Origin of the sequence: Adlercreutzia sp. ZJ138, from assembly GCF_011038935.1 — a bacterium.
In the GTDB taxonomy this organism is placed as follows: domain Bacteria; phylum Actinomycetota; class Coriobacteriia; order Coriobacteriales; family Eggerthellaceae; genus ZJ141.
In genome coordinates, this window is record NZ_JAAKEA010000010.1 from 63,475 (window position 1) to 90,069 (window position 26,595).

General features: G+C 57.5%; 21 protein-coding genes, 1 tRNA gene and 1 pseudogene. 16 read left to right on the forward strand and 7 right to left on the reverse strand.

Going from position 1 to position 26,595, the window contains the following annotated elements; all coding sequences use genetic code 11:
* Window positions 1-47 precede the first annotated feature (47 nt).
* The 4 genes from modB (at window position 48) to moaC (ending at window position 4,568) form a co-directional block, all read left to right on the forward strand.
* Complete coding sequence (gene modB / locus G7Y43_RS05955; protein WP_241158172.1) at window positions 48-1,571, forward strand: molybdate ABC transporter permease subunit; 1,524 nt, start codon at window positions 48-50, stop codon at window positions 1,569-1,571.
* The gene (locus G7Y43_RS05960) at window positions 1,568-2,698 is read left to right on the forward strand and encodes a sulfate/molybdate ABC transporter ATP-binding protein (RefSeq protein ID WP_165045056.1); all 1,131 of its coding nucleotides are present in this window, start codon (window positions 1,568-1,570) and stop codon (window positions 2,696-2,698) included. Before modB ends, G7Y43_RS05960 begins: the two co-directional genes overlap by 4 nt.
* Before the next feature lie 136 nt (window positions 2,699-2,834).
* Window positions 2,835-3,842 (forward strand): GTP 3',8-cyclase MoaA, encoded by a 1,008-nt coding sequence (gene moaA, locus G7Y43_RS05965; protein ID WP_165045058.1) that lies wholly within the window; start codon window positions 2,835-2,837, stop codon window positions 3,840-3,842.
* Window positions 3,843-4,055: 213 nt separating this feature from the next.
* Window positions 4,056-4,568 (forward strand): cyclic pyranopterin monophosphate synthase MoaC, encoded by a 513-nt coding sequence (gene moaC, locus G7Y43_RS05970; protein WP_165045060.1) that lies wholly within the window; start codon window positions 4,056-4,058, stop codon window positions 4,566-4,568.
* 17 nt (window positions 4,569-4,585) lie between these two features.
* Here moaC and G7Y43_RS05975 read toward each other — a convergent pair whose 3' ends face one another.
* Complete coding sequence (locus G7Y43_RS05975) at window positions 4,586-6,280, reverse strand: helix-turn-helix transcriptional regulator (RefSeq protein ID WP_165045062.1); 1,695 nt, start codon at window positions 6,278-6,280, stop codon at window positions 4,586-4,588.
* 296 nt (window positions 6,281-6,576) lie between these two features.
* Between G7Y43_RS05975 and G7Y43_RS05980 the strand changes: the two genes are divergently transcribed.
* From G7Y43_RS05980 to G7Y43_RS05995, 4 genes are all read left to right on the forward strand, one after another.
* On the forward strand, window positions 6,577-9,093 hold the full coding sequence (locus G7Y43_RS05980; protein ID WP_165045064.1) for a molybdopterin-dependent oxidoreductase: 2,517 nt from the start codon (window positions 6,577-6,579) through the stop codon (window positions 9,091-9,093).
* A gap of 17 nt (window positions 9,094-9,110) precedes the next feature.
* Entirely contained in the window at window positions 9,111-9,749 is a 639-nt protein-coding gene (locus G7Y43_RS05985) for a 4Fe-4S dicluster domain-containing protein (protein WP_165045066.1), read from the forward strand.
* 136 nt (window positions 9,750-9,885) lie between these two features.
* Entirely contained in the window at window positions 9,886-10,509 is a 624-nt protein-coding gene (locus G7Y43_RS05990; RefSeq protein WP_165045068.1) for a 4Fe-4S dicluster domain-containing protein, read from the forward strand.
* On the forward strand, window positions 10,506-11,462 hold the full coding sequence (locus G7Y43_RS05995; RefSeq protein ID WP_165045070.1) for a DmsC/YnfH family molybdoenzyme membrane anchor subunit: 957 nt from the start codon (window positions 10,506-10,508) through the stop codon (window positions 11,460-11,462). Before G7Y43_RS05990 ends, G7Y43_RS05995 begins: the two co-directional genes overlap by 4 nt.
* Window positions 11,463-11,507: 45 nt before the next feature.
* Here the strand turns inward: G7Y43_RS05995 and G7Y43_RS06000 are convergent, their stop codons facing one another.
* Both G7Y43_RS06000 and glp read right to left on the reverse strand, forming a co-directional pair.
* Window positions 11,508-11,987 carry a molybdenum cofactor biosynthesis protein B gene (locus G7Y43_RS06000; protein WP_165045071.1) on the reverse strand — a complete coding sequence of 160 codons (480 nt, stop codon included), beginning with the start codon at window positions 11,985-11,987 and terminating at the stop codon, window positions 11,508-11,510.
* A 153-nt stretch (window positions 11,988-12,140) separates the two neighbouring features.
* On the reverse strand, window positions 12,141-13,406 hold the full coding sequence (glp, locus tag G7Y43_RS06005) for a gephyrin-like molybdotransferase Glp (RefSeq protein WP_241158173.1): 1,266 nt from the start codon (window positions 13,404-13,406) through the stop codon (window positions 12,141-12,143).
* Between the two features lie 243 nt (window positions 13,407-13,649).
* On the opposite strand from glp, the gene G7Y43_RS06010 reads away from it, so the two are divergent.
* Window positions 13,650-13,949 (forward strand): CDP-alcohol phosphatidyltransferase, encoded by a 300-nt coding sequence (locus tag G7Y43_RS06010; protein WP_165045073.1) that lies wholly within the window; start codon window positions 13,650-13,652, stop codon window positions 13,947-13,949.
* Window positions 13,950-14,230: 281 nt separating this feature from the next.
* Here the strand turns inward: G7Y43_RS06010 and G7Y43_RS10805 are convergent.
* Window positions 14,231-14,437 (reverse strand): annotated as a pseudogene (locus G7Y43_RS10805) (ABC transporter ATP-binding protein); the annotation flags it as partial.
* A 477-nt stretch (window positions 14,438-14,914) separates the two neighbouring features.
* Between G7Y43_RS10805 and G7Y43_RS06020 the strand changes: the two are divergent.
* The gene (locus tag G7Y43_RS06020; RefSeq protein WP_165045075.1) at window positions 14,915-15,889 is read left to right on the forward strand and encodes a CPBP family intramembrane glutamic endopeptidase; all 975 of its coding nucleotides are present in this window, start codon (window positions 14,915-14,917) and stop codon (window positions 15,887-15,889) included.
* Between the two features lie 20 nt (window positions 15,890-15,909).
* Here the strand turns inward: G7Y43_RS06020 and G7Y43_RS06025 are convergent, their stop codons facing one another.
* The gene (locus tag G7Y43_RS06025; RefSeq protein WP_165045077.1) at window positions 15,910-18,039 is read right to left on the reverse strand and encodes an FtsX-like permease family protein; all 2,130 of its coding nucleotides are present in this window, start codon (window positions 18,037-18,039) and stop codon (window positions 15,910-15,912) included.
* Window positions 18,029-18,976: an ABC transporter ATP-binding protein gene (locus G7Y43_RS06030; RefSeq protein WP_165045079.1), complete on the reverse strand. Its 948-nt coding sequence runs from the start codon at window positions 18,974-18,976 to the stop codon at window positions 18,029-18,031. Before G7Y43_RS06030 ends, G7Y43_RS06025 begins: the two co-directional genes overlap by 11 nt.
* Window positions 18,977-19,186: 210 nt before the next feature.
* Here G7Y43_RS06030 and G7Y43_RS06035 point away from each other — a divergent pair, with 210 nt between their 5' ends.
* From G7Y43_RS06035 to G7Y43_RS10810, 6 genes are all read left to right on the forward strand, one after another.
* The gene (locus G7Y43_RS06035; protein ID WP_165045081.1) at window positions 19,187-19,915 is read left to right on the forward strand and encodes a response regulator transcription factor; all 729 of its coding nucleotides are present in this window, start codon (window positions 19,187-19,189) and stop codon (window positions 19,913-19,915) included.
* A gap of 17 nt (window positions 19,916-19,932) precedes the next feature.
* Window positions 19,933-21,939, forward strand: a complete 2,007-nt coding sequence (locus G7Y43_RS06040) for a HAMP domain-containing sensor histidine kinase (protein WP_165045084.1) — start codon at window positions 19,933-19,935, stop codon at window positions 21,937-21,939.
* A 104-nt stretch (window positions 21,940-22,043) separates the two neighbouring features.
* Window positions 22,044-23,225, forward strand: a complete 1,182-nt coding sequence (locus tag G7Y43_RS06045) for a hypothetical protein (RefSeq protein ID WP_165045086.1) — start codon at window positions 22,044-22,046, stop codon at window positions 23,223-23,225.
* A 502-nt stretch (window positions 23,226-23,727) separates the two neighbouring features.
* A tRNA-Ala gene (locus G7Y43_RS06050) sits at window positions 23,728-23,803 on the forward strand.
* A gap of 136 nt (window positions 23,804-23,939) precedes the next feature.
* Window positions 23,940-25,313, forward strand: a complete 1,374-nt coding sequence (locus G7Y43_RS06055; protein WP_165045088.1) for an NYN domain-containing protein — start codon at window positions 23,940-23,942, stop codon at window positions 25,311-25,313.
* Window positions 25,314-25,760: 447 nt separating this feature from the next.
* Window positions 25,761-25,952 (forward strand): ORF6N domain-containing protein, encoded by a 192-nt coding sequence (locus G7Y43_RS10810; RefSeq protein WP_370514647.1) that lies wholly within the window; start codon window positions 25,761-25,763, stop codon window positions 25,950-25,952.
* Between the two features lie 49 nt (window positions 25,953-26,001).
* Here G7Y43_RS10810 and G7Y43_RS06065 read toward each other — a convergent pair whose 3' ends face one another.
* Window positions 26,002-26,457, reverse strand: coding sequence for a PIN domain-containing protein (locus G7Y43_RS06065; protein ID WP_165045090.1), 456 nt, complete (start codon window positions 26,455-26,457; stop codon window positions 26,002-26,004).
* Between the last annotated feature and the right edge of the window lie 138 nt (window positions 26,458-26,595).

Sequence of the window (26,595 nt, forward strand, 5' to 3'; positions counted from 1 at the left end):
TGCCGCTTGCGCTGTGCTTGGCGGGCGGCTGGGGCAGGGGGACTGTTATGACGTTTGGCTTCGGGCAGCGCTATGCTGTGCGCGTTGCGATTTCGCACAGCAACGTTCACTGCGCGGCTGTTTGCGAAGGTGCGTACGATAGTGCGTATGCGATGGTGCCGCGTCGCACCGCTGTCGCGCTCGTGCGCGCTCTGGTGGCGTTTATACTGGTAGCATCGTTTGCGTTGTCGTTTGCTGCGCCCGCATCGGCGATGGCTGCCGAAGGGAGCGAAGGCAACCAGGCAGCGGAGACTGCGCCAGACGCTTCCGAGCAAGGCGCGCTTGCTAACGTGCTCACCGACGGCGAGTCGGCATCAATCGAAGGGGTGCGGTTCGGCCTGGTGGGGTTTTCCCGAGCTGAAGTGGGAACGAACACTCCTGTTGACGGCCAGTACCGGGGCTACCGCTACTTCACCGCTGCCGAGCCGGGTGAATTGGTGGTCATCGACGCATCGGAGTATTGTGTGGCGTACGTATCGGATCGCGTGGCGGAAACCGTGGGGTTCGACATCAATAACACTGACGATCAGGCGGCGTTCAAGGCGATGATGGTTGCGCTCGACACGAAGGCGAACAAGGGCGGCAGCTCGCTTAATGCCGCGTCTGAATGGCATTTCACGAACGAAACCTCGTATACGGTTGGTGGCGTGCAGTTCCTCTTTGACGAGCAGGTGAAAGAAAACCAGTACTATGCCTGCGTCATCGGTGAAGATGGCAGCGACGTTACGAGCGCAGATAATCCGAGCCATATTAAGCTAACTCACGCAACACTGGCCGAATTTGCGCCTGTCGATGCCGTGTCAGTTCAGGAGGAAGCGACGGGTTGGCAGGCGTTCGTCGAGTTTTTGCAGCGCGTCGATTTAAGTCCTTTGTGGGTGACGCTGAAAACTACGCTTACGGCTATCGTGTTCATTTTCGTGCTGGGGTTGGCGGCAGCCTATTTCAGCTTACGAATTCCATCTCGTGCGCAAGATTTAGCCGACTCTATCTTCACCATTCCCATGGTGCTGCCACCCACTGTGTGTGGCTTTTTATTGCTGCTCGCGTTCGGGCGCAACACGGCGTTAGGGCAGTGGTTCATCGACATCGGCTTCCCGCTGGTGTTCAGTTGGCCGGCCACCGTTATCGCCGCCGTGGTGGTGGCGTTTCCGCTGATGTATCGCAACGCGCGTGGTGCATTCGAGAGCATCGACGCAAACATGCTTGATGCGGCGCGTACACTAGGGTGGAGTAACGCGCGCATCTTTTTCAAGCTTATGTTGCCGCTGTCGTGGAGTTCGATTGCGGCGGGTACGGTGCTGTCGTTCGCTCGCGCATTAGGTGAGTTCGGTGCCACCATGTTCCTAGCGGGCAACTACCTGGGCGTGACACGTACTATTCCCATCGCCATCTACTTCGAATGGATGAACGGCAATACCGACGTGGCCATTTTTTGGACGGTCATCATCATGATCTTTAGCTTCGTGGTGATTCTCTTCATTAATTTGTGGAGTAGACATACCACCAAGTACCGCAGGAGGGTTGAGGAATGAGCCTTGAGGTTTCCATTAAGAAGCGCTTCTCGGGATTCAAGCTTGATGTCAACTTTCAAGCCGGCAGTGAAACGTTGGGGTTTCTTGGTGCGTCGGGGTGCGGCAAGAGTTTGACTATGCGTTGTATTGCTGGTATTGAAACACCCGATGAAGGGCGTATCGTGGTGAACGATCAGGTGTTCTTCGAACGCGAGGCCGGCAAGAAACCACGTGTGAACCTAACCCCCCAAGAACGCAAGACTGCACTGCTGTTCCAAAACTACATGCTGTTTCCGAACTTGACGGTGGAACAAAACGTGGCGGCCGGCATTCCCAAAAGCGAGTCGGCCGATACGCGTATGCGTATGGTCAGCGAACAGCTGCGCCGATTTGGCCTGGTGGGGCTTGAGAAGCGCTATCCTGCCCAGTTGTCGGGCGGGCAGCAACAGCGTGTGGCACTGGCGCGCATGCTAGCCGCACGCCCGGGAATCCTGATGCTGGACGAGCCGTTCTCGGCGCTCGACGCGCATTTGAAAAGCTCGCTTGAGCAGAACCTGATCGGGCTGTTTGAAGAGTTTAACGGTACCATTTTGTACGTGAGTCACGACATCGATGAGGCATTTCGCTTCTGCGATCGCATCGCCGTGGTGGAAGCGGGACACATCAGCGAGATCGGGCCGAAGCACGACATTGTGAGCAACCCAGAAAGTCTCGCGGCAATTAAGCTGTCGGGATGCAAGAACACCACGCCGGCCGAATACGTGAGCGACCACGAGGTGTGTCTGCCTGAATGGGGAATCCGGCTTTCGACCGAGCAGATAGTTCCACGCAATGTGCGCTACTTCGGCGTGCGCGCGTTCCATCTGCGGAAGGCTCGCGAAATGGGCCCGAACGTGTTTCGCATGCGCGCAGACCGGGTAAGCGATTCGCGTTTCGAGCGCACGGTGATGCTGTCGTTTTTGGACGCCGAGGTTGGTCCGCAGCTACAGAAGGACCTCGCCGAAGAGGACGAAACGATGAAGTTCTTGAAGCTGCACATCCAGTGGAAGGTGGATAAGCTGTCGGTTTCCGAAGACGAGCTGCCAGCACAAGGCGATGAATTGCTCATCGAGATTCCCTCGAGCAGCATGTACCTGGTGACGAAGTAACCGCTTGTGTGGTGGAAGACGATCGGTCGAGGGTAGATCGAGGGTAGGTCGAGCGACTTTGCGCCACACGGCGTCTTGCTGTGCTTCGTGTCTTGACCTAGAATATTCTCGCATGAGAATTACGAAGGGGAAAACCATGAAGGACGCTCACGGCAGGACCATCGACTACCTGCGCATCTCGCTGACAGACCGGTGCAATTTCCGGTGCATCTACTGCATGCCGGAAGAAGGCGTGCAACAGATGGCGCACGGTGACATTCTGCGTATTGAGGAAATTCTTCGCGTGGTTCGCGTTGCGGCCAACATGGGTATCAGTAAGATTCGCCTGACGGGTGGCGAGCCGCTCGTGCGCAAGGGTGTGGTTGATCTGATTCGCGACATATCGGCTACGCCCGGTATCGACAAGGTGTCGCTGACCACGAACGGCGTGTTGTTGCCACGCATGGCCGCTGACCTAAAGGATGCAGGTTTGTCGCGGGTGAACATCTCGCTTGATACGCTCGACCCCGATCAGTTCAAGCGTATCACGCGCGTGGGAACCATTGAACAGACGCTAGCCGGCATCGACGCAGCGCTTGAATACGGATTCAATCCCGTAAAGGTGAATGCGGTTACGGTGCGCAGTTTGAACCAAGACTACCTGGCGTTCGCACGCTTGTCTGTTGACCGGCCGCTACATGTGCGGTTCATCGAGTACATGCCGGTAGGTGAAAGTACGGGGGCTAACGGCTGCGGTTGGGGCAAACAAGATGTTGTTCCGAGCGATGAGCTAATTGAAACTATTAATGCGCGTGCCGCCGCCGCAGGGCTGCCGGCCTTGCAGCCTGCTACAGAAAGCCGCCCTGAAGGGTGGGGGCCTGCACGCTACTACCAGTTCCCCGGAGCGCTCGGTACGGTGGGTGTTATATCGCCGCTGTCACGTCATTTCTGCAGCGAATGCAATCGTTTGCGCATGACAGCTGACGGAAAGATTCGCCCTTGTCTATTCTCTGACGAAGAATACGACGTGCGCGCTGTGCTGCGCGATGCGCATGCCGACGACGAGACGGTTCGGGCCGTGCTGTTGCAAGCGCTGGGTGCCAAACCCGACGAGCACCACGACAAAGTAGGAACCGACCGCGGCATGAGCCAAATCGGGGGATAACGGACGACGAAGGAAGAGAAATGCGGCCGATGGGCGTCGGCCGCATCAATCGTTAACACCTGCGCCGCCCGCACCCACGTTTGACCAAACGACGGGCTTTGCCAGTGAAACTGTAGTATAGCATAGATATTGCTTGCGCGTTTGCAGCATGCTTGTTTACGATACCTGCACGTAAACTGCGCTGTTTGAATCGAATGACGGAAGGGAAGCCCCATGACTGACCGGCAGTTGACACATATCGACGAAAAAGGTGATGTTCGCATGGTGGACGTGTCGCAAAAGGCCGACACCGAGCGCGTTGCTGTGGCCGAAGGCTTCATTTCCATGCAACCTGAAACGCTTGAGATGATCGCGGGTGGTACCGCGAAAAAAGGCGACGTGTTGGCATGTGCGCGCGTGGCAGGCGTGATGGCGGCGAAGCAGACAAGCAGCTTGATTCCGATGTGTCATCCGCTGAATATCACGAAGGCGAAAGTGGAATGTTCGCCAGTGTTTGCCGGCGAGCGCGCCGACGGCTGCGTGGGTATTCACATCACCACTACCTGCGGCGTTACGGGTAAAACTGGCATCGAGATGGAAGCACTCACCGCAGCAAGCGTGGCGTGCCTGACCGTGTACGACATGTGCAAGGCGGTTGACCGCGGTATGGAAATAACCGATGTGCGCCTGTTGAAGAAAGACGGCGGCAAAACGGGCCTGTGGCTGCGTGAGAGACACGAAGTATAAGCGCGCCGCTGTTTCCATTACCCCAGCAGATCGAGCAGCTCTTGGCGTTTGTGTATGTCGAGCTTCGCGTAGATGTGCTTCGCATGCGTGCGCACGGTGTTTTCGGATATCACCAATCGCTCGGCTATGGCCGCCACGGAGTTCCCGCGTGCGATGAGTTCGGCAACTTCTCGTTCGCGCGTGGACAAGCCGAAGCGCTCCTGTAAATCGAGACATTTCTTCGATATGAGATCGCGGATGGCGTCTGCGTCGGGCGACGCGGACGCGCGGATGCGGCGGCGCTTTGGCGGCTTGCTGGCTGCCGCACCTGCTGTACCCGCAGTATCCACAGTGCTTACCGTAGCTTTCTTGTTTGCTGCCCGTTTGCTCGAAACTCTCTTTCCCGTGCTGTCAACGCCGCTTGCTGCTTGTTCGCGTTTCCCTCTGCTTCCTCCACTCATTTTGTCCGCTTCGCTCATCACTTCCTGTACGTCGCCCTGCGTGCGCAGCGGGCGCAGCTCGATGGGGTCGGGCGTGACGGTGCCGCTTGTTTCCTGCGGCTTAAACAGATTGCCGGTTGAGGCGAGCAGTGTCAGACCCAGCAGATAACTTGACACCATGGCCAAGAAGAACAACCACGTTTGATTATGGGCCGAGGTGCCATCACTTATCCATCCCAGCAAGAACCCCAGGCTTTGCATCGTATACATGACGCCGCCGAAGAACCCGTAAATGAACACCGGGTTAATACCGCGGTCGCGTGATATCTGCGCGCATTGCATCATCATGAGCATCTGTACGAGTGAGAACACCATGTATGTTGCCGCCGCGAAGATGTTCAGATACGTCGATCCCAAAAACGGCAGCAACAAAAAGCCCGTTGCCAGTACGGGGTAGGTAATGCGAAACACCGTTGTCATACCAAAGCGGAAGCTCGCGCGCTGCCACACGATAAGCAGGGCCACAGCCGATACAAACGAGCCGATCATGGAAGCGGCGTTCACCAGTGCGAAAATGTCGCTATGCAACAGCGCAATACCGCGGATGATGCCGCTTGCGAACGCGAGCGCGCCCATACACAGGGCGCATCGCCAGTAGTCGGCGAGCACCTGGCGATACACCTGGGGGTGCTGACGCGGCACATCTTCAAACATAGGTTGGTCGAACAGCATCTCGCGCACCGACAGCGATATGCACAGCCCGCATAGAGGCACCAGCACAAGCGGCACCAGGAAGGCGGTCAGCGCGATAGGCACCAAATACAGCGCAAAGTACAGGGCTGGGGCCAACGCCGTGCCCACAATAAGTCGAAAGCTGCCTTGTTCGGCGGGAAGGGAAGCGAAGTAGCGTTGCCAGAGCATGAACAACCCAGCTGACCCGACGCCTAGCAGCACGCCACCGCCGCCCACCCAAACAAGCGTGCCGGATGGTGTATACATGGCGGCGATAAGAAACGCCGAACCTGAGAACACGAGCAGCGTGACGAGTGTAACCATCATGCGTCGGGCGGCGTGGGGCAGCAAGTAGGCCCCTAGCATACTGCCCACAAACGCACAACCAAACGCCAGCGCCTGACTTAAGAAGAACGTGAGCGTGACCGATGCCGTTTGGAATTCGATGGGCAAAAAGGGAAAGATTCCGCCCCATGTGGACGTGGCATTCACGGTGAGAAAGCATGCGTATCCCCAACTCGAAACATGCATGCGCGTTGTGTTTTCGGTGCGATTCCCCATAGTCCCCTGTAACTTCCGTTGCGTTTTGCAGCAGAGTGCGGCGCGGCACCACTGCTCGGCACATGGTAGCACGCAAGCGCGGCACAAAGCCGCTCAAACGTCACCCTTTTGGTGATCGTTTGGTGGGTGAGTTCGTCTGACCAGGCATAATGCGCTTAAATCACATAGCGCATGTGATTCGCGGTAGCGGTGTTTTCGGGTATGCTTCATCTATACGCGACACGTTGTTGCCCTTCGATGGGAGGTGTCAACCTGTGTTGCATACGGTATAAGAAGGAAGATGAAGGAGGGAACGTATGACGAAGAACCAAGCAACGCTGCCGCGCCGCACGTTCGTGAAGGGGTCGCTTGCCGGCCTCGCGCTGGCCGGTGCCGGTTCCGCTCTGTACGGTTGCTCAGGAGGAGACGGTGCGTCTACCGACACGGCAACGCCCGAAGCGAGCATCGGAGCTGCTACTCCGGGCACGCAGCCCGACACCGATTCGGTGCATTGGAGCCAGTGCAATGTGAACTGTGGTGGCAACTGCGTGTTCCAGTGGCACAGCAAGGATGGCAAGGTTGTCTACATGGAAACGGACAACACGGGCGATGCGGCCCTTCAGGCGCGCGCCTGCCTGCGTGGCCGCTCCATGCGCCGTTGGCTGAACCATCCCGATCGCCTGACGGTGCCCATGAAGCGTGTGGGCAAGCGCGGTGAGGGCAAGTTCGAGGAAATCAGCTGGGACGAGGCAATTGACACCATTGCCGAGAAGCTGAAGTACACCATCGACACCTATGGTAACGAAGCCATCTACGTGAACTACGCCACGGGTATGTACAGCGCCACCGGTAGGCAGCCGGGACAGCGCCTGTTGGGCCTGCTCGGCGGCTACGTGAATCAGGGTTATGACTATTCCACACACATGCTGTCGGCGGCTATGCCTTACATGTATGGCAGCGCGGCGAATCTCGATGATGACGGCAACCATGTAACGTTGGGTAAGCCGGCAACGGCGTTTAGCCCCTATGATGCTACGAACGCGAGCTCGTTTAGTGAGGCCGAAGCGAATTCTGATCTGGTGGTTATGTTCGGCAATAGCCCGGCGGAAACTCGCATGGGTGGCGCAAACGCCATATGGGATTTCGCTCGTGTACGCGAGGCTGTGAACGGCCGCGGCGGGCGCATTATCAACATCGATTATCGCTTAAACGAAACCAGCTCGGGGCATCCTGATGAATGGTTGCCTATTCGCCCCGGCACCGATGCTGCGCTGGTGAATGCCATCGCGCATGAGTGGATTGCAAATGGCCAGGTTGACAAGGAATTCCTGGATGCCTACTGCGTCGGTTACGACGAGGACACCATGCCCGAGTCGGCTCGCGGCCAAAACAAGTCGTACAAGGATTACATCATGGGCACCGGCTACGACATGGTGGAAAAGACGCCCGAGTGGGCAGCTCCCATCACGCAGGTGCCTGCCGACACCATTCGTGCACTTGCCGACGAGATAGCCAGCGCCGAAGCGCCGTTTATCGTGCAGGGCTGGGGTCCGCAGCGCCACACCAACGGTGAAGATGTGTGCCGTGCCATCTGCATGCTACCCGTGCTCATTGGCAAGATTGGCCTTCCGGGCACCAACACGGGTCAGCGTGAGGCGGAGCCCTCGGTGTATTTGGTGGGTAGCCTTCCGGTGAAAAACCCCATTACGACCACGTTGCCGGTGTATCAGTTCGTCAACGCTATCGATCATGGTCATGAAATGACGGCCACCAACGCTGGCATCATGGGAGCCGACAAGCTGGCAAGCGACATCAAGTTCATCTGGAACTATGCTGGCAACTGCCTAACCAACCAGCATGGCGATATCAACTACACGCACGAGATTCTCATTGACGAGAGCAAGTGCGAGTTTATTGTGGTGTGGGATACCGTGATGACCGACTCTGCCAAGTACGCCGATATCCTGCTGCCTGACGCCATGCGTTCCGAGCAGATGAACATGCAGACGCAGGGCTATTCTGAGTACTACACCGGCGTGGTAGTGGGCACGCCCGCTCAGGAAGCGCCCGGCGAGTGCCGTTCGAGCTACGACGTGTGCGCTGACATCGCTGATAAGTTTGGCTTGAAAGATTCCTTCACCGAGGGTAAGACCCACGACGACTGGGTGCGCGAACTCTACGAGGCGGGTGCCGAAGCCGATGGCGACATGCCCACCTGGGACGAGATCGTCGAGCAGGGCGTGTACAAGCGTGAGCTGGCACCGGCGATTGGTCTGGAGGCGTTCCGTACTGATCCGGCGGAAAACCCGCTGGCAACGCCTTCGGGTAAAATCGAAATCTACTCTGAGACGCTGGCCGAGATTGCCAACACGTGGGAGCTTGCCGAAGATGAGGCGATCAATCCCATTCCCGTGTTTACACCTGGTTTCCAGGGTTACGGCAGTGTGACCGAGGAATACCCGCTGTACTGCACGGGCTTTCATCACAAGAGCCGCACGCACTCGTCGTTCGGCTTCATTGAAGAGCTGGAAAAGGTGGCGCGCCAGCAGCTGTGGATCAACCCCATCGACGCCGAAGAGCGCGGCATTGAAGCTGGCGACATTGTGTCGGTAGTAAGCCCGGCTGGCGAGATCCGCATTGAGGCGAAGGTGACGCCGCGTATTATTCCGGGAACGGTGGCGGTACCTCAGGGTGCCTGGCACAACGCCGACATGAACGGTGACCGCGTGGATATGGGCGGTTGTGTGAACACGCTCACCACGTACAAGCCCACACCTTTGGCGAAGGGCAACGGCCCGGCGCATTCCATGATCGTTCAAGTTGCGAAGGCGTAAAGAGGGGGTAAGGCGAGATGACTCAATACGGATTCTACTTCGACAGCACCCGCTGCACGGGCTGCCGCACCTGCGAGATGGCGTGCAAGGACATAAAGGACCTGCCTGCGTCGATTGCATTTCGCACCGTGTATGACTACGAGGGCGGAACGTTTACCGTTGCCGAGGATGGCACGTGCTCAACCGATGCGTATGCCTATCACGTGTCGGTAAGCTGCAACCAGTGCAACGAGCCGGCGTGTTTGGCCATCTGTCCGCAGGAGGCTATTTCCAAAGACGCAGAAACTGGCATCGTGACGTCCGATCCGGCAAAGTGCATCGGCTGTGGTAGCTGCACGACGGCGTGCCCGTATGGCGCGCCGAAGGTCAACGAAGACCTGGGCAAGAGCGTGAAGTGCGATGCGTGCTCGGCTCGCGTGGCGGAAGGGAAGAACCCCATCTGCGTGGATGCGTGCCCCTTGCGCGCACTCGAGTTCGGCGACATCGAAGAGCTGCGTGCGGCACACGCAGATGGCGTGGCGGCTATTGCCCCGTTACCGGCGGCCGATATGACCGACCCGAACCTGGTTATTCTGGCGTGCCCGGCGGCAAAAGAACCCGATGATGAGACGGGCTTTGTTGCCAACGAGTTGGAAGTTGAGGGCTCGGTCGACTAGCGGTCGACTAGCCGCGAATCGCACATGAGCGAGGCTCATCCGGCGAGCCTTGCCATGAGATAATGGGAAAACCGGAGAATCGAGCGTTGCGCCGTCCGACTGCGGGCGGCGCAACGTGGCGCGTAAGGGGGGTTCGATGAGGCGCGGGTTCTTCTTCGACAACACCCGATGCACTGGATGCAGAACGTGCGTCATGGCGTGCAAGGACTACCACGGACATACATCTGACATGGCGTTTCGCCGTGTGATTGACTACGAGGGTGGCGTCACGCGCGTCACCGCCGACAATACGGTGGAAACCACCGCTTTTGCATACCACATTTCGCTGGCTTGCAACCATTGCGCAAGCCCGGTGTGCGTTCGGGTATGTCCCACCGGTGCTATGCATCGCGATGAATTGGGGCTGGTGTGGCCTGATGTGGAAAAATGTATCGGCTGTGGGTACTGCACCATGGCCTGCCCCTATCATGCACCGCATATCGACCCCGAGTTAAAGCGAAGCAGTAAGTGCGACGGGTGCACCGCGCGGGTGTCGCAAGGTCGCGCGCCGATATGTGTAGAGGCATGCCCGCTGCGGGCACTCGAGTTTGGTGATATAGACGAGTTGAACGTTTCGCATGCAGGTTGCGTGTCCTGCATTATGCCGTTGCCCGCTGACGAGGCAACAAATCCAAGTTTACTCATTAAGGCGTCAGAGGCGGCAAAACGGGCTGAGGATGGTTCGGGACGTATTGTGAACAGGGAGGAATTGCAGTTATGAGCAGCGGCTTCAACGAAATATCGCTGGCGCTGTTCACCACACTGGCACCGGCGGGGGCGGTGGCGTTTGTTATCGTCGCATTGGTTCGCATGCTGATGGGTGTGCGCGACGTGCGTTGTGGGGATGTGCGGGCTGTTGGCGATACTGCTGGCACCGTTAGCGCAGATTCGATTGTTGAGAGCTGGGCCGTGTGCGATTCGCCGAGTCGGCTCGACCGTATGGTGGCGATTCCGTTTGCCATCGCGCTGGTGGGTTTTATCGCGTCGGCGACGCATTTAGGCACGCCTGCTAACGCGCTGCACGTGTTTTCCGGTGTGGGGCGCTCGCCACTGTCGAATGAGGTATTTGCGGCGGTGCTGTTCCTTGCGTTAGCGGGGTCGTACTGGATGGCTGCGTTCAGCGAACGCTTTCCGGCATGGCTCGTGCGGCCATGGCTTGCCGCAGCTTCACTTGCGGCAATAACGTTTGTGGGATTCACGTCGCTTGCGTATTCAGTGAGTACGGTGCCTACCTGGGACACTGCTTGGACGCCTGCGGTTTTGGTTTTTCAGGCGGTGGCAGGTGGGTGTTTGGTGGCGCTGCCGGTGCTCTGCATTGCGGGCGTGCGGAAATGGGTACTCGACCGGTTGCTCATTGCGGTTTCTGCTGTGGCGCTTGTCGGGTGCTGTGTTGTATATGCAGGATATGGCTCTGAGGTGCTGATGGTGGCGAATAACGAGTTCTCGGCAGCTTCACTCGTGCCGCATTATGCAGCACAGATTGCTGTTTGTGTCGTTTCGGGGTTTGCGGGCATTATTGCTGCTGCGTCTTCGATGCTCGTTGCGCGGCAGGGTTTGCCGAAGGCTGCGGTTCCCCTTTTCGTGCTGCGCCTTGTGGCGTGTGTGCTCATGCTTGGCGCAACGTTTGGTGCGCGCCTTATGTTCTACCAGCTGCACATGACCGTTGGGTTTTAACGGCCAGCCATTGTGTCGGGCTAGCCCGGTGTGTTCGGCGACCGTTTAGTGGCCGCCGCCGGCCATCATCTTGGCAGCGTGTCCAAGGGCGCCAACAATGCCTTCCCAATTCTCACGGGCGGCTTTTTCGCTGCCCGGCAGGTTGATAACAATGTGGCGACCGCGCTGCATGCATACCGCACGCGACAGCATGGCGTACGGAGTTATTTGCAGGCTGTGGTAGCGCATGGCCTCGGCGATGCCGGGTACGTTGCGCTCGCAAACATCGGCGGTTGCCTCAGGCGTTACATCGCGCGGTGAAAGGCCGCTTCCGCCGCAGGTGAGCACGATGTCGGCACCTACAGTGTCGCACGCTTCTACGATGGCTGCAGCGATGTCAGTGCGTTCATCTTTCACCACCACGTGGCTTGTGCATTCCCAACCGGCGTCGCCGATAAGCTCAACGAGTGCCGCGCCTGCGGTGTCTTCGGCGATGCTGCGTGTGTCGGAGCAGGTGACAATGGCAAATTTCAAAGTGTCAGCCATAAGGGTGGTCCTTTCGTTGTGTCGGTGGGCGGTCATTTGGTGGGTAGCCGCCCGTTATCTTCCCGTCGGTTGCTTGTTAACCGCGAACGGGGTGTGAGCTAGCTGTAAGTTGCCTGCTTGCCCATTGATTGCTCGCTGGCTGCAGGCTGGCTGTTACAGCAGCACTTCCTCGGGCACGTCGAGCAGTATGCAGTCAATAAGGTCGCCTGCATGGCGCGGCTCGGCACCTTCGGGCATAATTGCCATGCAGTTGCTACGCTGAATGGGGCCAAAGAGGCCCGAGCTTTGATTCTTCGATGGTTCGACTACGTAGCCGTCGGCGTTCTTCGTGAGTGTGCCGCGCATGAAGATGCGGCGCGGGTCTTTCTTCTTCATGTCGCGCGACAGCCGAGCTTGCACGCAGGGGCGATCGAAGTGGCTGTATCCCTGCATTTTGCGCAGTGCAGGGCGGATGATCATCTCGAAGCCAACGAAGGCCGCCGCCGGATTGCCGGGTAGACCAAACACGGGTGTGCTGTTTACGATGCCGAACGTCTGAGCTTTGCCGGGGCGCATGTTTACGCTGGTCATAAGCAGTTCTCCAAGTTCGTCGACGACAGGTTTAATAAAGTCGAAATCGCCGTTGGAGGCACCGCCACTGGTTATTACGAAATCGTACTCGCGCGTGGCGGCGTCAACCGTCGCAGCAAGCGCCTCGTGTGTATCTTGCACGATGGGAAGCATGGTGGGCACAGCTCCGGCCGCTTGCGCGCATGCGGCCAACGCGTAGCCGTTTGAGTTGCGAATCTTGCCGGCAGTGGGCACGGTGGGTGGCTCCACCAGTTCGGACCCAATGGGGATGATAGCTGCACGCGGACGGCGATGAACCGGCGCTTCCACAATGCCGCACCCAGCTAAAAAGCCTACGCCTGCGGTACCAATAACCTCGCCGGCCGCAACAATGACTTCACCGGCATGCGCCTCTTCGCCAGCTGCGCGGATGTTTGATCCTACAGATGTCGCAGCGGAAAACGACACACGGCTGCCAGGTTTGCCGTCGCCTTCCACCACGCCAACTACCTCGTACTTCACCACGGCATCGGCATCAGCGGGTACGGGTGCGCCGGTCATGATGCGCACACACTGGCCGGGCTGCAGGTTTCCTTCAAATACGTCGCCGGCGGCCACTTCGCCCACGACGTCGAGTTCTGTGGGGTTGTCCTCGCTTGAGTTTGAAATCTCCGCAGCGCGCAGGGCGAACCCGTCCATCGCCGAATGTGCGAAGGGGGCTACGTCGATGTCACTTTTCAGGTTGGCGGCGGCCACACGGCCAACGGCGTTCAGCACGGGCACGGTTTCCGGTTCAAGTGCGCTCACATGAGACAAGATGAGTTCGCGTGCTTCTTCGAGCGATATCAGTTCCGGAATGGTGCGTGCCATAGGGATGTCCTTTCGTGTGCGGGTGCGACCTGAGCTGCACCCGTTTTATTTCCAAATGAGAATTATAGCCAAATGAAGTAGATTCGGTAGGAATCATCGGAAAACTTTGTGAGTCCGCTTTGTTGCTTTGGCGGTGGTAACCTCCGATTCAGACGTTTGCTGCGAATCGCGGATCGTGCGTGTCAAATGGTGAAGTTGTTGCTATGATGTTACCAGAGTAAAACGACAACGAAAGGACTCGCTATGGGAATGAAGGCGACGGAGGCACTCGAGATTTCCTTCGAGGATCTGCCCAACTATCTCCGTGCGAATCATGCGGTCTACATGGACGTGGCGGGCAAGACCTACTACCTTACCGATTGTAACGACGGTTACTGGCGCGTTCAGAACACCGATGAGCTGAACGAGAAGGGCCACTACGTTGATTGCAGTGAGCTCGTGTACTTGGCAACCGAGTTTATTGATCTTCCGTTTGCCGATGGCAAGTCCATTGCCGATCTGTTTGGCGACGCGACGTTCTACCCGTCCGTAAAGGCGGAGTAGCAAGCCTACGCTGCGTATTTGGCGCGCTCGCCTGAGCGGGTTCGCGCGGGTTCGCGCGGTGTGGTGTCTGACAACATAATACTGAAGATACAGGCGGGGTGCGGTTTTTGGATCGCGCCCCGCCCGTGTTGTGCTCTCTTTTCGTTCCCTTTTCCGTTTTCCTTACGCAACTTGGTGTCGACTGAAGCCGCGTATGGCAAGCGGCGTGCACAGCGCGAGCACGGCAGCGCATACGATCGTTATCATGCCGACGAGGCTTATCACCACTGAGTCGCTCCCAGAAGCAGCTGCAGACAGCGCACACGTGTTTGCTTGCGGTCGAGCAGGCCCTTGAGTGCTGCGAGGTACATCATGTAGTCGAGTGCGGTGAAATTGGGGTAGTAGCCGAAGTCCTGCGGCAGGTAGCCTAAGTGCGCGCGGTAAGATCCGCCGAGCGTGCGAATGTCGGTGCCGTCGAACAGGATTTGCCCCTGCGTGGGTGTAAGCACGGCATCGTAGCATTCTTCGACGATGCGTTGTGCCTGTTGCTCATCGAGTGCGCTTGGTGCGAACGAGCCACCTGTGCCGATGTTGTCATCATCGGTTGTGTGGTGCTGCCTTTTTCTTATGTTGTGTTGCCATTTACTCATGCCGTGCTCACCTCCTTGTCTTCACCCGGTTTCCTAAAGTTTGTTTTCGCCCTTCTTCTCTCTATAACGGTTTGCAGGTGCGATATGTGCGGACGGGTTTCCTTTTTCTCAAAAATGCGTGAATACGCGTGGATGAGTCCAGTAATGCCACTTAATTCTCGTAAAAAAGTGGCAACGATGAACGTTTCGAGCGTTTCAAAGGCAGTGGATGGAGCGGTTGCTCGTAAAACCTTACACATCTTGTCGCTCTTTGCTCTATCTGTTATAGTACAGCTATAACACTTGGGAAGAGAACACAGAAATCCAGAAGAGAAGGAAAAGGAAGGGAAGGGCGGTATGGAAAACACGGACAAAGCGCTCGTGCGGCGGCGCACCATCTTATATGTTGCTGTGACGTTTGTGCTTACGTGGGGGTACTGGTTTGTAGTGGTGTATCCGCGCGTTAATGCGCCGCAAGGGCTAGAAAGTACCGGGCCGGCGGCGCTTCTGGTGGGAGTGGGCATGCTGTTCCCGGCCATAGCGGCGCTGATCGTGCGGTTGGTAACGCGTGAGGGTTTCTCGAACGCGCTCATTCGACCGGTGCAGTTCCGCCGTACGTGGAAGTGGTGGGTGCTGGGGTGGTTTGGCCCGCAGGTTTTGATGACCTTGGGTGCGGTGGCGTACTTTTGCCTGTTTCCGGGTGATTTCGATCCATCGGGTGGTCTTATCCGTAGTCAGATGGAAGCGCAGGCGGCGCAAACCGGCGTTGGTATGCAGTTGGATGACAACACCTTCCGCATGATTGTGATCGCACAAATTGCCATGGCGGTGTTGGCGGCACCTGCGTTGAACGCAGTTACGTGTTTCGGTGAAGAATGGGGATGGCGCGGGTATCTGCTGCCGAAGCTGCTTAAGCAGATGCATGTGGCTCCCGCATTGGTGGTAAGCGGTGTCATCTGGGGTTTGTGGCACGCGCCTATAACCGTGCTCGGTCATAACTACGGCGTGGGCTATGCCGGGTGGCCATTTGTGGGCATTGCTGCCATGTGTATGTTCTGCATGGCACTTGGCGTGTTCTTCAGCTACATCACGCTGCGGTCGGGAAGCTGTATTCCTGCTGTGCTCGCGCATGGGGCAACAAACGGGTTTGTTGCTGCGCCGCTGCTCTTTAGTGCGACGGGCGGCAATCCATTCGTGGGGCCGTGCGCGACCGGTATCGTGGGCGGCTCAGCGCTGATTATCGTTGCTGTTGTTATGGCGGCATCACTTATCTCGAGTGAGCGTCGTGGCGAGCCGCTGCTGCTTAAGCGCAATGAGCGGCCCGCCGAATAACTGACAGCTCGCTTACCCGCTTATCCCTTTGCGAGCGCTTTCGCTCCGAAGTACGTGATCAGAAAGTATACGCCGTAGGTTCCTAAGAAGGCTGCCGTGGTCATGAGTGCGATTTTCCCGATGTCCATGTGGCCGAATACCGCCACTACGTCGGTGACAACCGAAAGCGCGCATGCCGTATGACAGAGCGCCACAATCAGCGGGAATAGGAAGTAGATACCCACCTGTACCAGCAAGCTTACACTCAGCATGCGCTCGGACGCGCCCAGCTTGCGCAGCAGGCCGTAGCGCGTGGCGTTGTCGCTGGCTTCTGACAGCTGCTGAATGGCCAGTATGGCCGCGCATGCGATGGTGAGAATGAACCCGATATACACAGCCAAAAAGGCGACGATACCGCTGAACCCGATACTCTGCTCGAACACGCTTTCGCGATCGCTCACCATGGTGACGGGCCAGGTGTTGGGGTTTTCGCATTCTTCCACCTGTTCGATAAGATTGGCGAACACCAGCTCGCTTTCGGTGCTACCGCAGTTCGCGTTTAGGATGCTGTACATGCGCACCGCTGTGGCAGGTATGGCGTCGTCGGGCACCACAATCAGACCAGTGTTGCTGGGAAACGGGATGGTTTCCAGACATACGTCGGAAAAGCCTTGCATTACAAGTGGCCGCTCGCCTATGGTTATGGTGGCATGTGCATCGGCGCGTTCGCGGAAGTAGTCGATGGTGGTATCGAAGTCGCTTATGACGTAGCATTCGTCGCTGCTCAGACTGATCTGCTGTTTCCCAGCCATTTCCAGCGCGCGGTTCACTTCCGACAGCTTTGCGATGTTGACGGGGTACGTGCCGTAGTCGTCGCTGATAGATGTTCCGGCGTAGTCGGCCATGGTGTGCTGCCCAATGGCGTCGATATCGGAGAAGGTGAGGCCATCGCCGCCTGTGTCGACCCATAGGTCAAGCTGCGCACTTTCGCGAACTACCGCATCAAACGCCGCAGCGCCAACAAGGCCCTCGGCGTCGCCCCCCTGTCCGCGTGCCTCAATAGTGTCAAGCGATTCGCGCAGGCCTTGGGTCATGTCGTAGCCCACCGCTTCGGCGTATACGTCGCAGCCGCCCAGCTCTCCAGGAACCCAGCCAGTGCTGCTTGTGAACAGGCCATACATCGTACGCACAGTGGCGTCGTATGATGTGGTGCGCTCCATGCTCGACGAAATGGCGTTCGTGATGCCAATGCCGCCACATACGCTGGTGATGGCCAGAAACAGCGTCATGCATACTACCGTCATCGACATGAACGTGGTGTTCACCTTGCTGTTCAGCTGACGCAGCGTGAACATGTTCAGCCCGCGGAAGTACGCGCCGCGCGCGCTCTGCGCCAATCGCAGCAGAAACCCCGATAGCGAGTAGAAGAACAGTCCCGTACCCACGCATACGAGCGCGGTGGCGCAGGCGAATTCGGGCGATGGTTCGAGCAGCCCGTTGTCGATGAGCAGTTTGTATGAGATGCCGATAATACCGCACGCTACCACAAACAGCAGAAGCGACAGGCTGACACTGCGCAGCTTGATTGTTTCGTTCATGCGGCTGGCGTGCAGTAGGTCGATGAGATGTGCGCTGGCGATGGTGCGGGCGTTGGCTACGGTGGCAATGGCGAAAATGCTGGCGAACACAGCGAGCGTCATCAATAAGCTTTCGCGTGAGAGTCCGGTGACAAAGCCAGGAACCGTGCCAGAGAAAAGCGCTGCCGTCACATGCATGAGCACCTGCGAGAATGCCCAGCCAAGTGCCAGGCCGCACGCCAGCGACGTTGCACCTACCAGCAGTGTTTCGCAGGCGGTTATCTTCAGCACATCGTAGGTTCGCATGCCCAGCGTCAAATAGATGCCGAACTCGCGCTTGCGTCGACGAATGAGGAAACGGTCGGCATAGATGATCAGAAACGCCAGAATAACGGCGACGAATACACTCACGCCGCTCATGATGTATCCCAGCAAATCGCGCATCTTGCTGCCGTTAAAAGCATTTATCGCTTCTTGTCCGGTGATGGAGTTAAAGGCGTAAAACACCGCCACACCCAACACGATGGTGAGGAAGTATACACCGAAATCGCGCAGTGATCTGCGCACGTTGCCGAAGGCGAGCTTAGCGTACATAGTCAGCCTCTCCCCCCAGCTTCGCGGTTACGTTCACGATGTCGCGGTAGAACTCGCCGCGGCTCTTGCCTTTCCGCTCGATTTGTCCCCACAGCTTGCCGTCTTTTATGAACACGATGCGCGTGCAGTAGCTCGCCGACATGGGGTCGTGTGTGACCATGAGTAACGTGGCACCACGTGCGTTCATGAGCTCGAAGGTGCGCAGCAGCTGCGCGGCCGACTTCGAGTCGAGGGCTCCCGTGGGTTCGTCGGCAAGAATGAGGTGTGGGCTTCCCACAGTGGCGCGCGCCGCGGCTACGCGCTGCTTCTGGCCGCCAGATATCTGATAAGGGTACTTGTCTAGCACGTCGGCGATGTCGAGCGTGGCGGCTACGGCTTGCACGTGCTGGGTGATTTCGCGGGCAGGCGTGTGTTTGATAGTGAGTGAAAGCGCGATGTTCTCAAAACAGGTGAGCGTGTCGAGCAAGTTGGAGTCTTGGAACACAAAGCCCAGCTCGTCGCGGCGAAACGCCGCCACACGGCGCGAGTCCATGGAAGTGATGTCGGTACCATTGATGATGATTTGCCCCTGTGTCACCCGATCGATGGTGGATATGCAGTTGAGCAGTGTCGACTTGCCCGATCCGCTGGGGCCCATGATTCCTGTGAACTCCCCGCGGACAACCGTCAGGCTCACACCATCGAGCGCCATCGTGGCGCTTTCCTGGTTGTTTCCGCCGTGTTTGCGTCCGAAGCGCGCCCCGTATCGTTTGGTGATGTTGCGCACATCGAGCACGGGTGCTTCTGCGCTTGGTGCCGCGTACGCGCCGGTAACACTCGGTGGGATTGGGGCAGCTGACGCTGCGTTGCCGCCCGTTGCGTTGCCACACGCCGCCGTGCTGCCGCCCGTTGCGTTGCCGCACGCTGTCGCGTTGCCGCTCTTCAGGCTGTTGTTCATGGAAGCCTCCTGTCGTTTCGGTTCGTTTTTCTACGTGCTTTCGTTGGTGTTCTAGTGTGAAAGCAGACACTTACGCCCTCCTTCGCCGTTCCTTACTTTTTCCTTACGCGGGTAACTGACATACGTGGCAGCGTGTGGAGTGCGTGGTTTAATGGCGGGGAAGATAACTGGCCGATTGGCACAAGGCGGTCACGGGGCGAAAGGGCGCACATGAACGACGGAGACAGGCATTTGCTTGGCAAGCACGTGATGCTGGTCGATGACGAGCCAGGGTTGCTCGCCATGGTGGCGGCTATTCTGCGGCAAGAGGGCTTCTCTCGGGTGTCGCCGTTTACGAACCCGTTCGATGCGCTTGCCATGTGCCAGGAGGCAAGCGAGCGCGATCTTCCGCATTTGCTCGTGCTCGATGTGATGATGCCCGGCATGGATGGTCTGGCGCTTCTGTCGCAGGTGCGGGCGCTGCCACCACTTGCTCACGTGCCGGCGGTGTTCCTTACCGCAAAAGACGAGCCAGCCGATCGTGTGAGCGGGCTGGGGCTGGGTGCCGACGACTACATCGCCAAGCCGTTTTTGCCGCAGGAACTGGTGCTGCGCATTATGGCGGTACTGCGTCGCTGTTACGCTGCTGAGGCGACACGGGTCGATTTGCAGGCGTGTTCGGTCGACTTGTCCACTGCCGAGGTGACGCGCGCCGATGGGTTGGTGATGAGTCTAACGGCCAAGGAGCACGACATCTTGGGTGTGCTGGCGCGCAATCGCGGGCGTATCGTTACCATCGACGCCATCTGCGAAGCGTGCTGGGGCGACACTTTCGGCTATGAGAACACGCTTATGGCGCACATCCGTCGTCTACGCGAGAAGATAGAGGTTGACCCGTCGCACCCGGCGTCGCTGGTGACGGTGAAGGGTTTAGGCTACAAGTTAACCACGTTGCGGTAGCGAAAGGAGCGCATGCTGTGGGAGGATTGCTTCTCATGCTGTTCGCAGCTGTGGGTCTGCCTGTATGGGCGGGCTACCGGCTTGGTGTTAGCCGCTCGCGCGTTAGCAAGGAGCTGCCATCCCCGCCACGTCCGTTGGTTGACTCCTACGACGACGTTGATCGCTTGCGTCGCCGTCGCAGGGCGCGGCGACGTGGGTTTGCGGGTTTTTTCATTAAGCAGCTTACGAGTTTGCTGGTGTTTGTGATCGCGGTGGCGGTCATCGATTTTGTGTTGTTCGTCGGGCTTTCCATTCATGAGCGCGATCTTACGCAAGAGGGGACGCAGCTCGGCGTCACGCGAACGGTTGATGAGGGACTTGTATACGTGGGCGACGACGTTGATGCAGCCGATGCGGAAGGGGAAGTGGCAGCGAGTGATGTAGGCGACGCGAACGGCGAAGCGTTGGTGAGCGATAAAGCTGGTGCGGAAGGGGAAGCGGCGGCAGGTGATGCAGCCGACGTCGGCGCGGAGGCTGGCTGGGAGCTGTCACAGGAAGCACGCGACACGCTTGATGGCATGGGTGCGTGGGCTATGTTGCTCGATGGTGCGGGGCAGGTACTGTGGGAATATCACGTGCCGGACGACGTACCGCGCTCGTTTACGTTAAACGATGTGGCTGTGATGGCGCGCCACACCAACATAAACGAATACTACGCCGCATTTTGGGACCGTGATGATGGTTTGCTGGTGATCGGATTTCCGCGTGAGGTGTTCTGGACGATGCGCTTTACCTATCCCGCAACGGTGGTCGAGCGACTTCCTCTGTATGTGGCACTTTTCTTCGGCGCGAATGTGGCGATGCTGTTCGTATATTTGTTAATTCTGCGGCGACGTACGCGCAGCGCCATCGACCCGATTGATGACGCGCTTGTGGCGCTGTCGAGGGGGCGGGCGGTTGATCTGAACCTTCGGGGCGACCTTGCTGAAGTGGGTGACTCAATCGCTCGGGCTTCCGAAGAGCTGCGGCGCAAGGATCAAGCTCGCGCCTTGTGGATACGCGGGGTGTCGCATGACATCCGCACACCGCTTTCGCTGATTACTGGCTACGCCGATGGTATTGCTGAAAGTGGCGCGCTGCCCGAGCACACACGTCTTGATGCCGCGCTCATCCGATCGCAAAGCATGCGAATTAAGGACTTGGTGTACGACTTGAATATCGCGTCGCGGTTGGAATACGACATGCAGCCGTTGGATGTAGGTACGGTGTCGCTTCCGCGCATGCTGCGGGAAACGGTGGCGGAGCACCTGAACGAGACGGCGTTCGATCGCTGTGAGTTCGATGTGAACATCGCACCTGATGCTGTCGATCTCGAGCTGAACGGCGACGCTCGTCTGTTGCAGCGGGCCATTCGGAATGTGTTACAGAATGCGGCGAGTCATAATCCCGATGGCTGCAAGGTGTTCGTTTCGCTTGCGGTGACTGATGTGTGTGGCGGGGCTCCGTCGCAGATGGCAGGCCCGCGTGCTCCACAGATGACAGGCCCGCGCGCGTACGATGAGTGCCAGGCGCGCATTGTGGTGCGCGATGACGGGTGCGGCCTGGCCGCCGACAAGTTGGCGCAGCTACGATGGAGACTGGAGGCGGCAGTGGGGCGCACGGCCGAAAGTGCTGCCACTTCCGCTTCGGATGCGTCTGCGGTACATGATGGGGAAGTAGGTGGCGCGTCTGTTTCAGTTGCTGCTTCCACTTCCGCACCTAATTCGGTTCCCACTTCCGCTTCTAATTCTGTACCCGACTTCGCTTCCTTAAACGTTTCTTGTGTGGGCGCTGCAAAAGAACCCACGCGTGGCTTCGAGTCGGCTTTGGTCGGCAACGACGATGTATCTACACACGGTTTGGGTCTTGTGCTGGTGGCGAAGATTGTGCGGGCGCATAAGGGCGAAATGCAGGTTGATAGCGAAGTTGGCCAGGGGTTTTCCGTAACGATCAATCTTCCCGCGCGCCACGGAGGAAAGGGCGCACCAGCACGAACGGACGTGTGACGACTTGAAGCTTTTTTGCGCGGCGAGTGACGAATCGGTGGCGTTTTCGTTAAACGCTCCTAATGCGTGCACAATGGGGGTGAGGGTTGAAGGGAGGTGCTGCGATGGAGCAGAAAGTCGACAAGGACTCGCCGGAAGTTGAGGGCGCGAAAGGTGTAGATAAGCTCGGCAAGCTTGGCAAGTTGGGCCAGGCTTTTGGTGATCTGTCGTTTTCCCAGGTTGTTGCCGCTGCGTTGGCGGCGATGACGTCGCTGTTGTTGTCGTCAAGCATTGGTATCGCCGGTTCGATCATCGGTGCGGCTGTGGGTTCGGTGGTTGCCACCGTGTCCACGCAGCTGTACAAGAACGCTTTGGCGGCCTCGGCTGAAAAGCTGCGCGATATTCCCGTCATCGTGCAGAACGTTGCGGGCTCCACGCATGCTGATGCCCCGCTCGATGGGTTGCGCGTCACGGCAGATGGCGATGCGAACGACGGTGCGCGCAGCGATGCGTATTCTGGCAAACGAAGCGTCGATTGCGACGATGAATCATGCGCTGTTCATGATGTTTTGACGTTTGACTCTAAAGACGATCGCAAGGGGACAGCGTCTGAAACCGAAGGCGAAAGCAAAGCCGAAACGAGCACGCACATGGGCGTGCAAACGAGCGAGCATGTTGTCCAAGATGTCAAAGATCAAGCCGATCTCGATGCGGCGCGTGTTTCATCGTTTGCCGCATCACATGACGCCACGCTTGTTGCTCATGCGCGCGCCGATCGTGCACGGCGTCAGATGAAGATTCGCGCGTTTGTGGTGGGCGTTGTCGCATCACTTCTTGCTGTTGCTGTGGTGGCGATTATCGTGAATGTAGCGACGTCGGGCAATGGGTTAGGTGCCAAGCCAGAACCGGCGCGCTGGATGCCGTCGGCCTCGCAAAAGGCCACCGCTCCCGACACTTCTGCACAAGACCCTGCTGCAACAGCCGACAAAAACGAGTCGCAGAACGGAGAAGCAACGCCTGACGATCAGAAGTCGCAAGAGGGCGCTACGCCCGATTCGGGCAATAAGGACGATCAGGGTTCAGAGGATGAAACGGGTACCGCTCCTGGGTCGGGTACCAGCGACGGTTCGGGTGATGCTTCCGGATCAGGCGACTCAACTGGCTCCGGAACGGGGTCGCCGGTGTCTCCTGGAGATACGGGCGGATCTGACGGATCGTCTTCGGACGGTTCTGCCCCGGGCTCTTCCTCAGGCTCGTCAGGTGCGACAAAGCCGGGTACAGCAAAGCCGGGCCCATCCGCGCCGTAGGGGTAGAGCCGCCAAAACATGGTAAAAAATTCATGAAATGCGCGATTGTGCAAAGTTAGCCTCCTCTTCTGCCACTTTTTCTACGAAATGTACGATTTGAAGCGGTAAAACGAGGAGAAATAGGCAAGAAACGAGAATTGCTCTTCATTTTCTAAGAATGCCTTTACGTTTTCCCTGGTCAGAGGCGATCGCTGTTTTCCCTGAAACTTCGGCGAGCTTTGCCGACTCCATCAAATCGCGCATTTCGTAGAAAAAGTGGCAGAAGAGGAGGCTAACTTTGCACAATCGCGCATATCGCGAATTTTTTGCCAGCTTCATCTGCGTATACCTGCACGCACGGCCTGCCCCTAGCTGATCCGTATGAAAAGTTACGGACTGATTCGTGGGAAGGGATCCATGGAAGGTAACCCTGGTTCGAGCCTTCAACCCTTCAGAAATTTCCCCAAAATTGGGGGTTGACCCAATTGGTGAAGCCGCTATACTATCCCTTGCAGCTTTTTTCGGGGCCTTAGCTCAGCTGGGAGAGCGCATGGCTGGCAGCCATGAGGTCACGGGTTCGATCCCCGTAGGCTCCACCACCAATTGTCGCAGGTCAGAGGTAGTCTCTGGCCTGTTTTGTTTTACCCGCAACCTACCCTGTGGCGCAGACGATCCACATACGATGCGCCGCGCACGTGCACCACTGCGACGCGAGTGCGCCACCAAGGAGTCCACATGGAACAAAAGCACGCTTCCGAGCAGCGATACGCCCTGCTCATCGATGCCGACAACGTGTCTTCCAAGTATCTTAAGCCCATCATGGACGAGCTATCGAAATACGGCACCGTTACCATCAAGCGTATATACGGCGACTGGACGCTCACCCTACACGCCAAATGGAAAGACGCCCTGCTGGAAAATTCAATCACACCCATTCAACAGTTCGGCTATACGCAAGGCAAAAACGCCACGGACTCCGCCATGATCATCGACGCCATGGACATCTTATATACCGGTTCGGTCGACGGATTCTGCATCGTATCGAGCGACAGCGATTTCACGCGTCTAGCTAGCCGCCTGCGCGAAAGTGGCCGCACCGTTATCGGCATGGGCGAGAAGAAGACCCCTACTCCTTTCCGCAAAGCATGCGACATTTTCACTACGCTGGAACTTCTGGTGGGCGAACGCGACGGAAAGAACCGTTCAAAGAGCGAAGTAGCCAGCACAAGCACAAGCAGTAGTCAGACCATGAGTAAGGCTGAGATCGAGCGTGCTGTGGTAGACATCATCACCGAGAACTTGAACAACGGTAAGTCAACCGGTCTTGGCGAAGTGGGTAGCCGTCTGCTGAAGCGCTATCCCGACTTCGACGTACGCAGCTACGGAACAAAACTGCTCTCCAAGCTGCTTGACGAGTTCACGCGCGTCAAGATCACTAAAGACCGCAGCTCGGTTACTGTCGAACTGGCCGACGACAAGGCACCCGCAACAGCACCAGCGGCAAACGACGCTGACGCTTCTCCAGCAAAACCAAAACGCACGAGGTCGCGCTCGCGCTCGAGAATGAGAAAGACCGCTTCCGCTTCGAATGAAACGAATTTGTCGGCTGTTGTTGCCTTAGCGACCAGCGAAAATGGCCAAGCTGCTGAACAAATATCTGTCGCAGAACAATCAAGCGTTGCTGAGCAGATGGGTAACACGACGCAGACGAACAGCCTGGTCGAAGTTTCCAGCGAAACTGAAGAACAAGTGAGCAGCACCGAGCGGGCGAGCCACACCAAACAAGTGAGCGGTGCGGTCGAAGAGGCCGGCAAAACCGGCAAGACTAGCAAACCCAGAAAAACTGTCGCCGTCATTCAATCTGTGAACGAAACGTCGGCTGAACCCGCAGACACAGGGGCAGTGGAAGCCTACATTCGCCAGCTTATCCGCGACGCCGGACGCGAAGGCATTGCGTTGTCTACCATTTCGCGACGCGTGCGCGGTAAATTCCGCACGTTTAAAGTGCGTGACTTGGGGTACACGCAGCTGAAAAACTATGTTGCTAGCTTGGGTGATATCGAAATCGAGCAAACAGGATCGGGCCTCAACGCGCGCATGGGTGAATAAGCCGGCTTCCCTTCTCGCCCGAACACCCTTACTCAGGCAACCTTCCGCGCTTTCCACAACCAAATCGTAAGACGCGTGCAAGGTTGCCGCAAGGAGACGCGCGTAACATAGATGCCATGGAAAACAAACAGCGCAGCTGCGAACCATGGCATCATCGAGCAAGCAAGCAACGCTTACGGTTCGCGCACTGCGAGCAAGGAGCCAATCATGAAAGCGCTACTATTAGCACCCGTTGGCGCATTGATAGCCTTCGGCGTTTTCGTCAGTACGCAAAGCCCCAAATTGGAGCGTGTGCGATGAACGATCTGGGGCGTTGGCTGTTCACTGGAGTGTGTGTAATTGTCATCTTGGCGCTTGGTCTAGCCGCAAGCTGGCTCGCCGGGGTTCAGCTCGGGCAGTAGCCCCAACCCCGCGAACGAGCCGGCCATACGCGACCTCATATATACGGTGCGTGGGGTGCAGGTCATATTCGACAGTGATCTCATGATTCTCTACGGGGTGGAAACAGGCAATTTGAACAAAGCCGTAAGCGGAAACGCCAAGAGGTTTCCGAATGAATCCGCTTCAAGCCCACTTCCGACAAACGGACTCCATTTGCTCTTCCAAATTGGAAGTGCAAAGCCGGAGGCGCGGCAATAGACGAACGTCTCCTTACGCATAGAGTGAACAAGGTAGCTCTTGGGGTTGCTTACAGGACGGTCTCTTCGTAGACCAACCTTTTTTCTTCGTGTAGGTATGAGAAAAGTTCGGCGCAGTTAAGGACGGCGATTGTTGAGCGTTGGAAATCCTTTTTGTTTCGTGTGATGATAGCGTCGGCTTTCACCTGTCGAGCGCATTGATAAAGACATGCATCTTCAAAGTCATCCCAAGGAGAGTTGAGGGCGGCGTCGATAACGCTCTCTCCGAGAGGACACAAGCGGGCCAGCTTACGAACGGTTGCAAGGCGCGCTTTCGTTGTGTCGGCTAAGCTCTTTTTTCCGCCTTCCGACAACAGGTAGAATGCGTCTGTCATCTGAGAAGGGCTTAACCATAGCTCAAGTTCGCCCAAAGCGCCCAAAATGAGTAACTTTCTCGCATCGGTTGCAAATGGCTCACGACACTGCATACAATCGATGACAATGTTGGTATCTACAAGAAGTCTCATAAGGTAGCCTTAGGGAAATACTGATTAATTCGCCCTGGACCTAGTCCACACATTGCTAAAGTCAATCGGCAAGAGAGATGGCAGTCTTCGCAAAGCATATGGATGGTATAATAATCCCAGCTCATAAGTACAATTTAC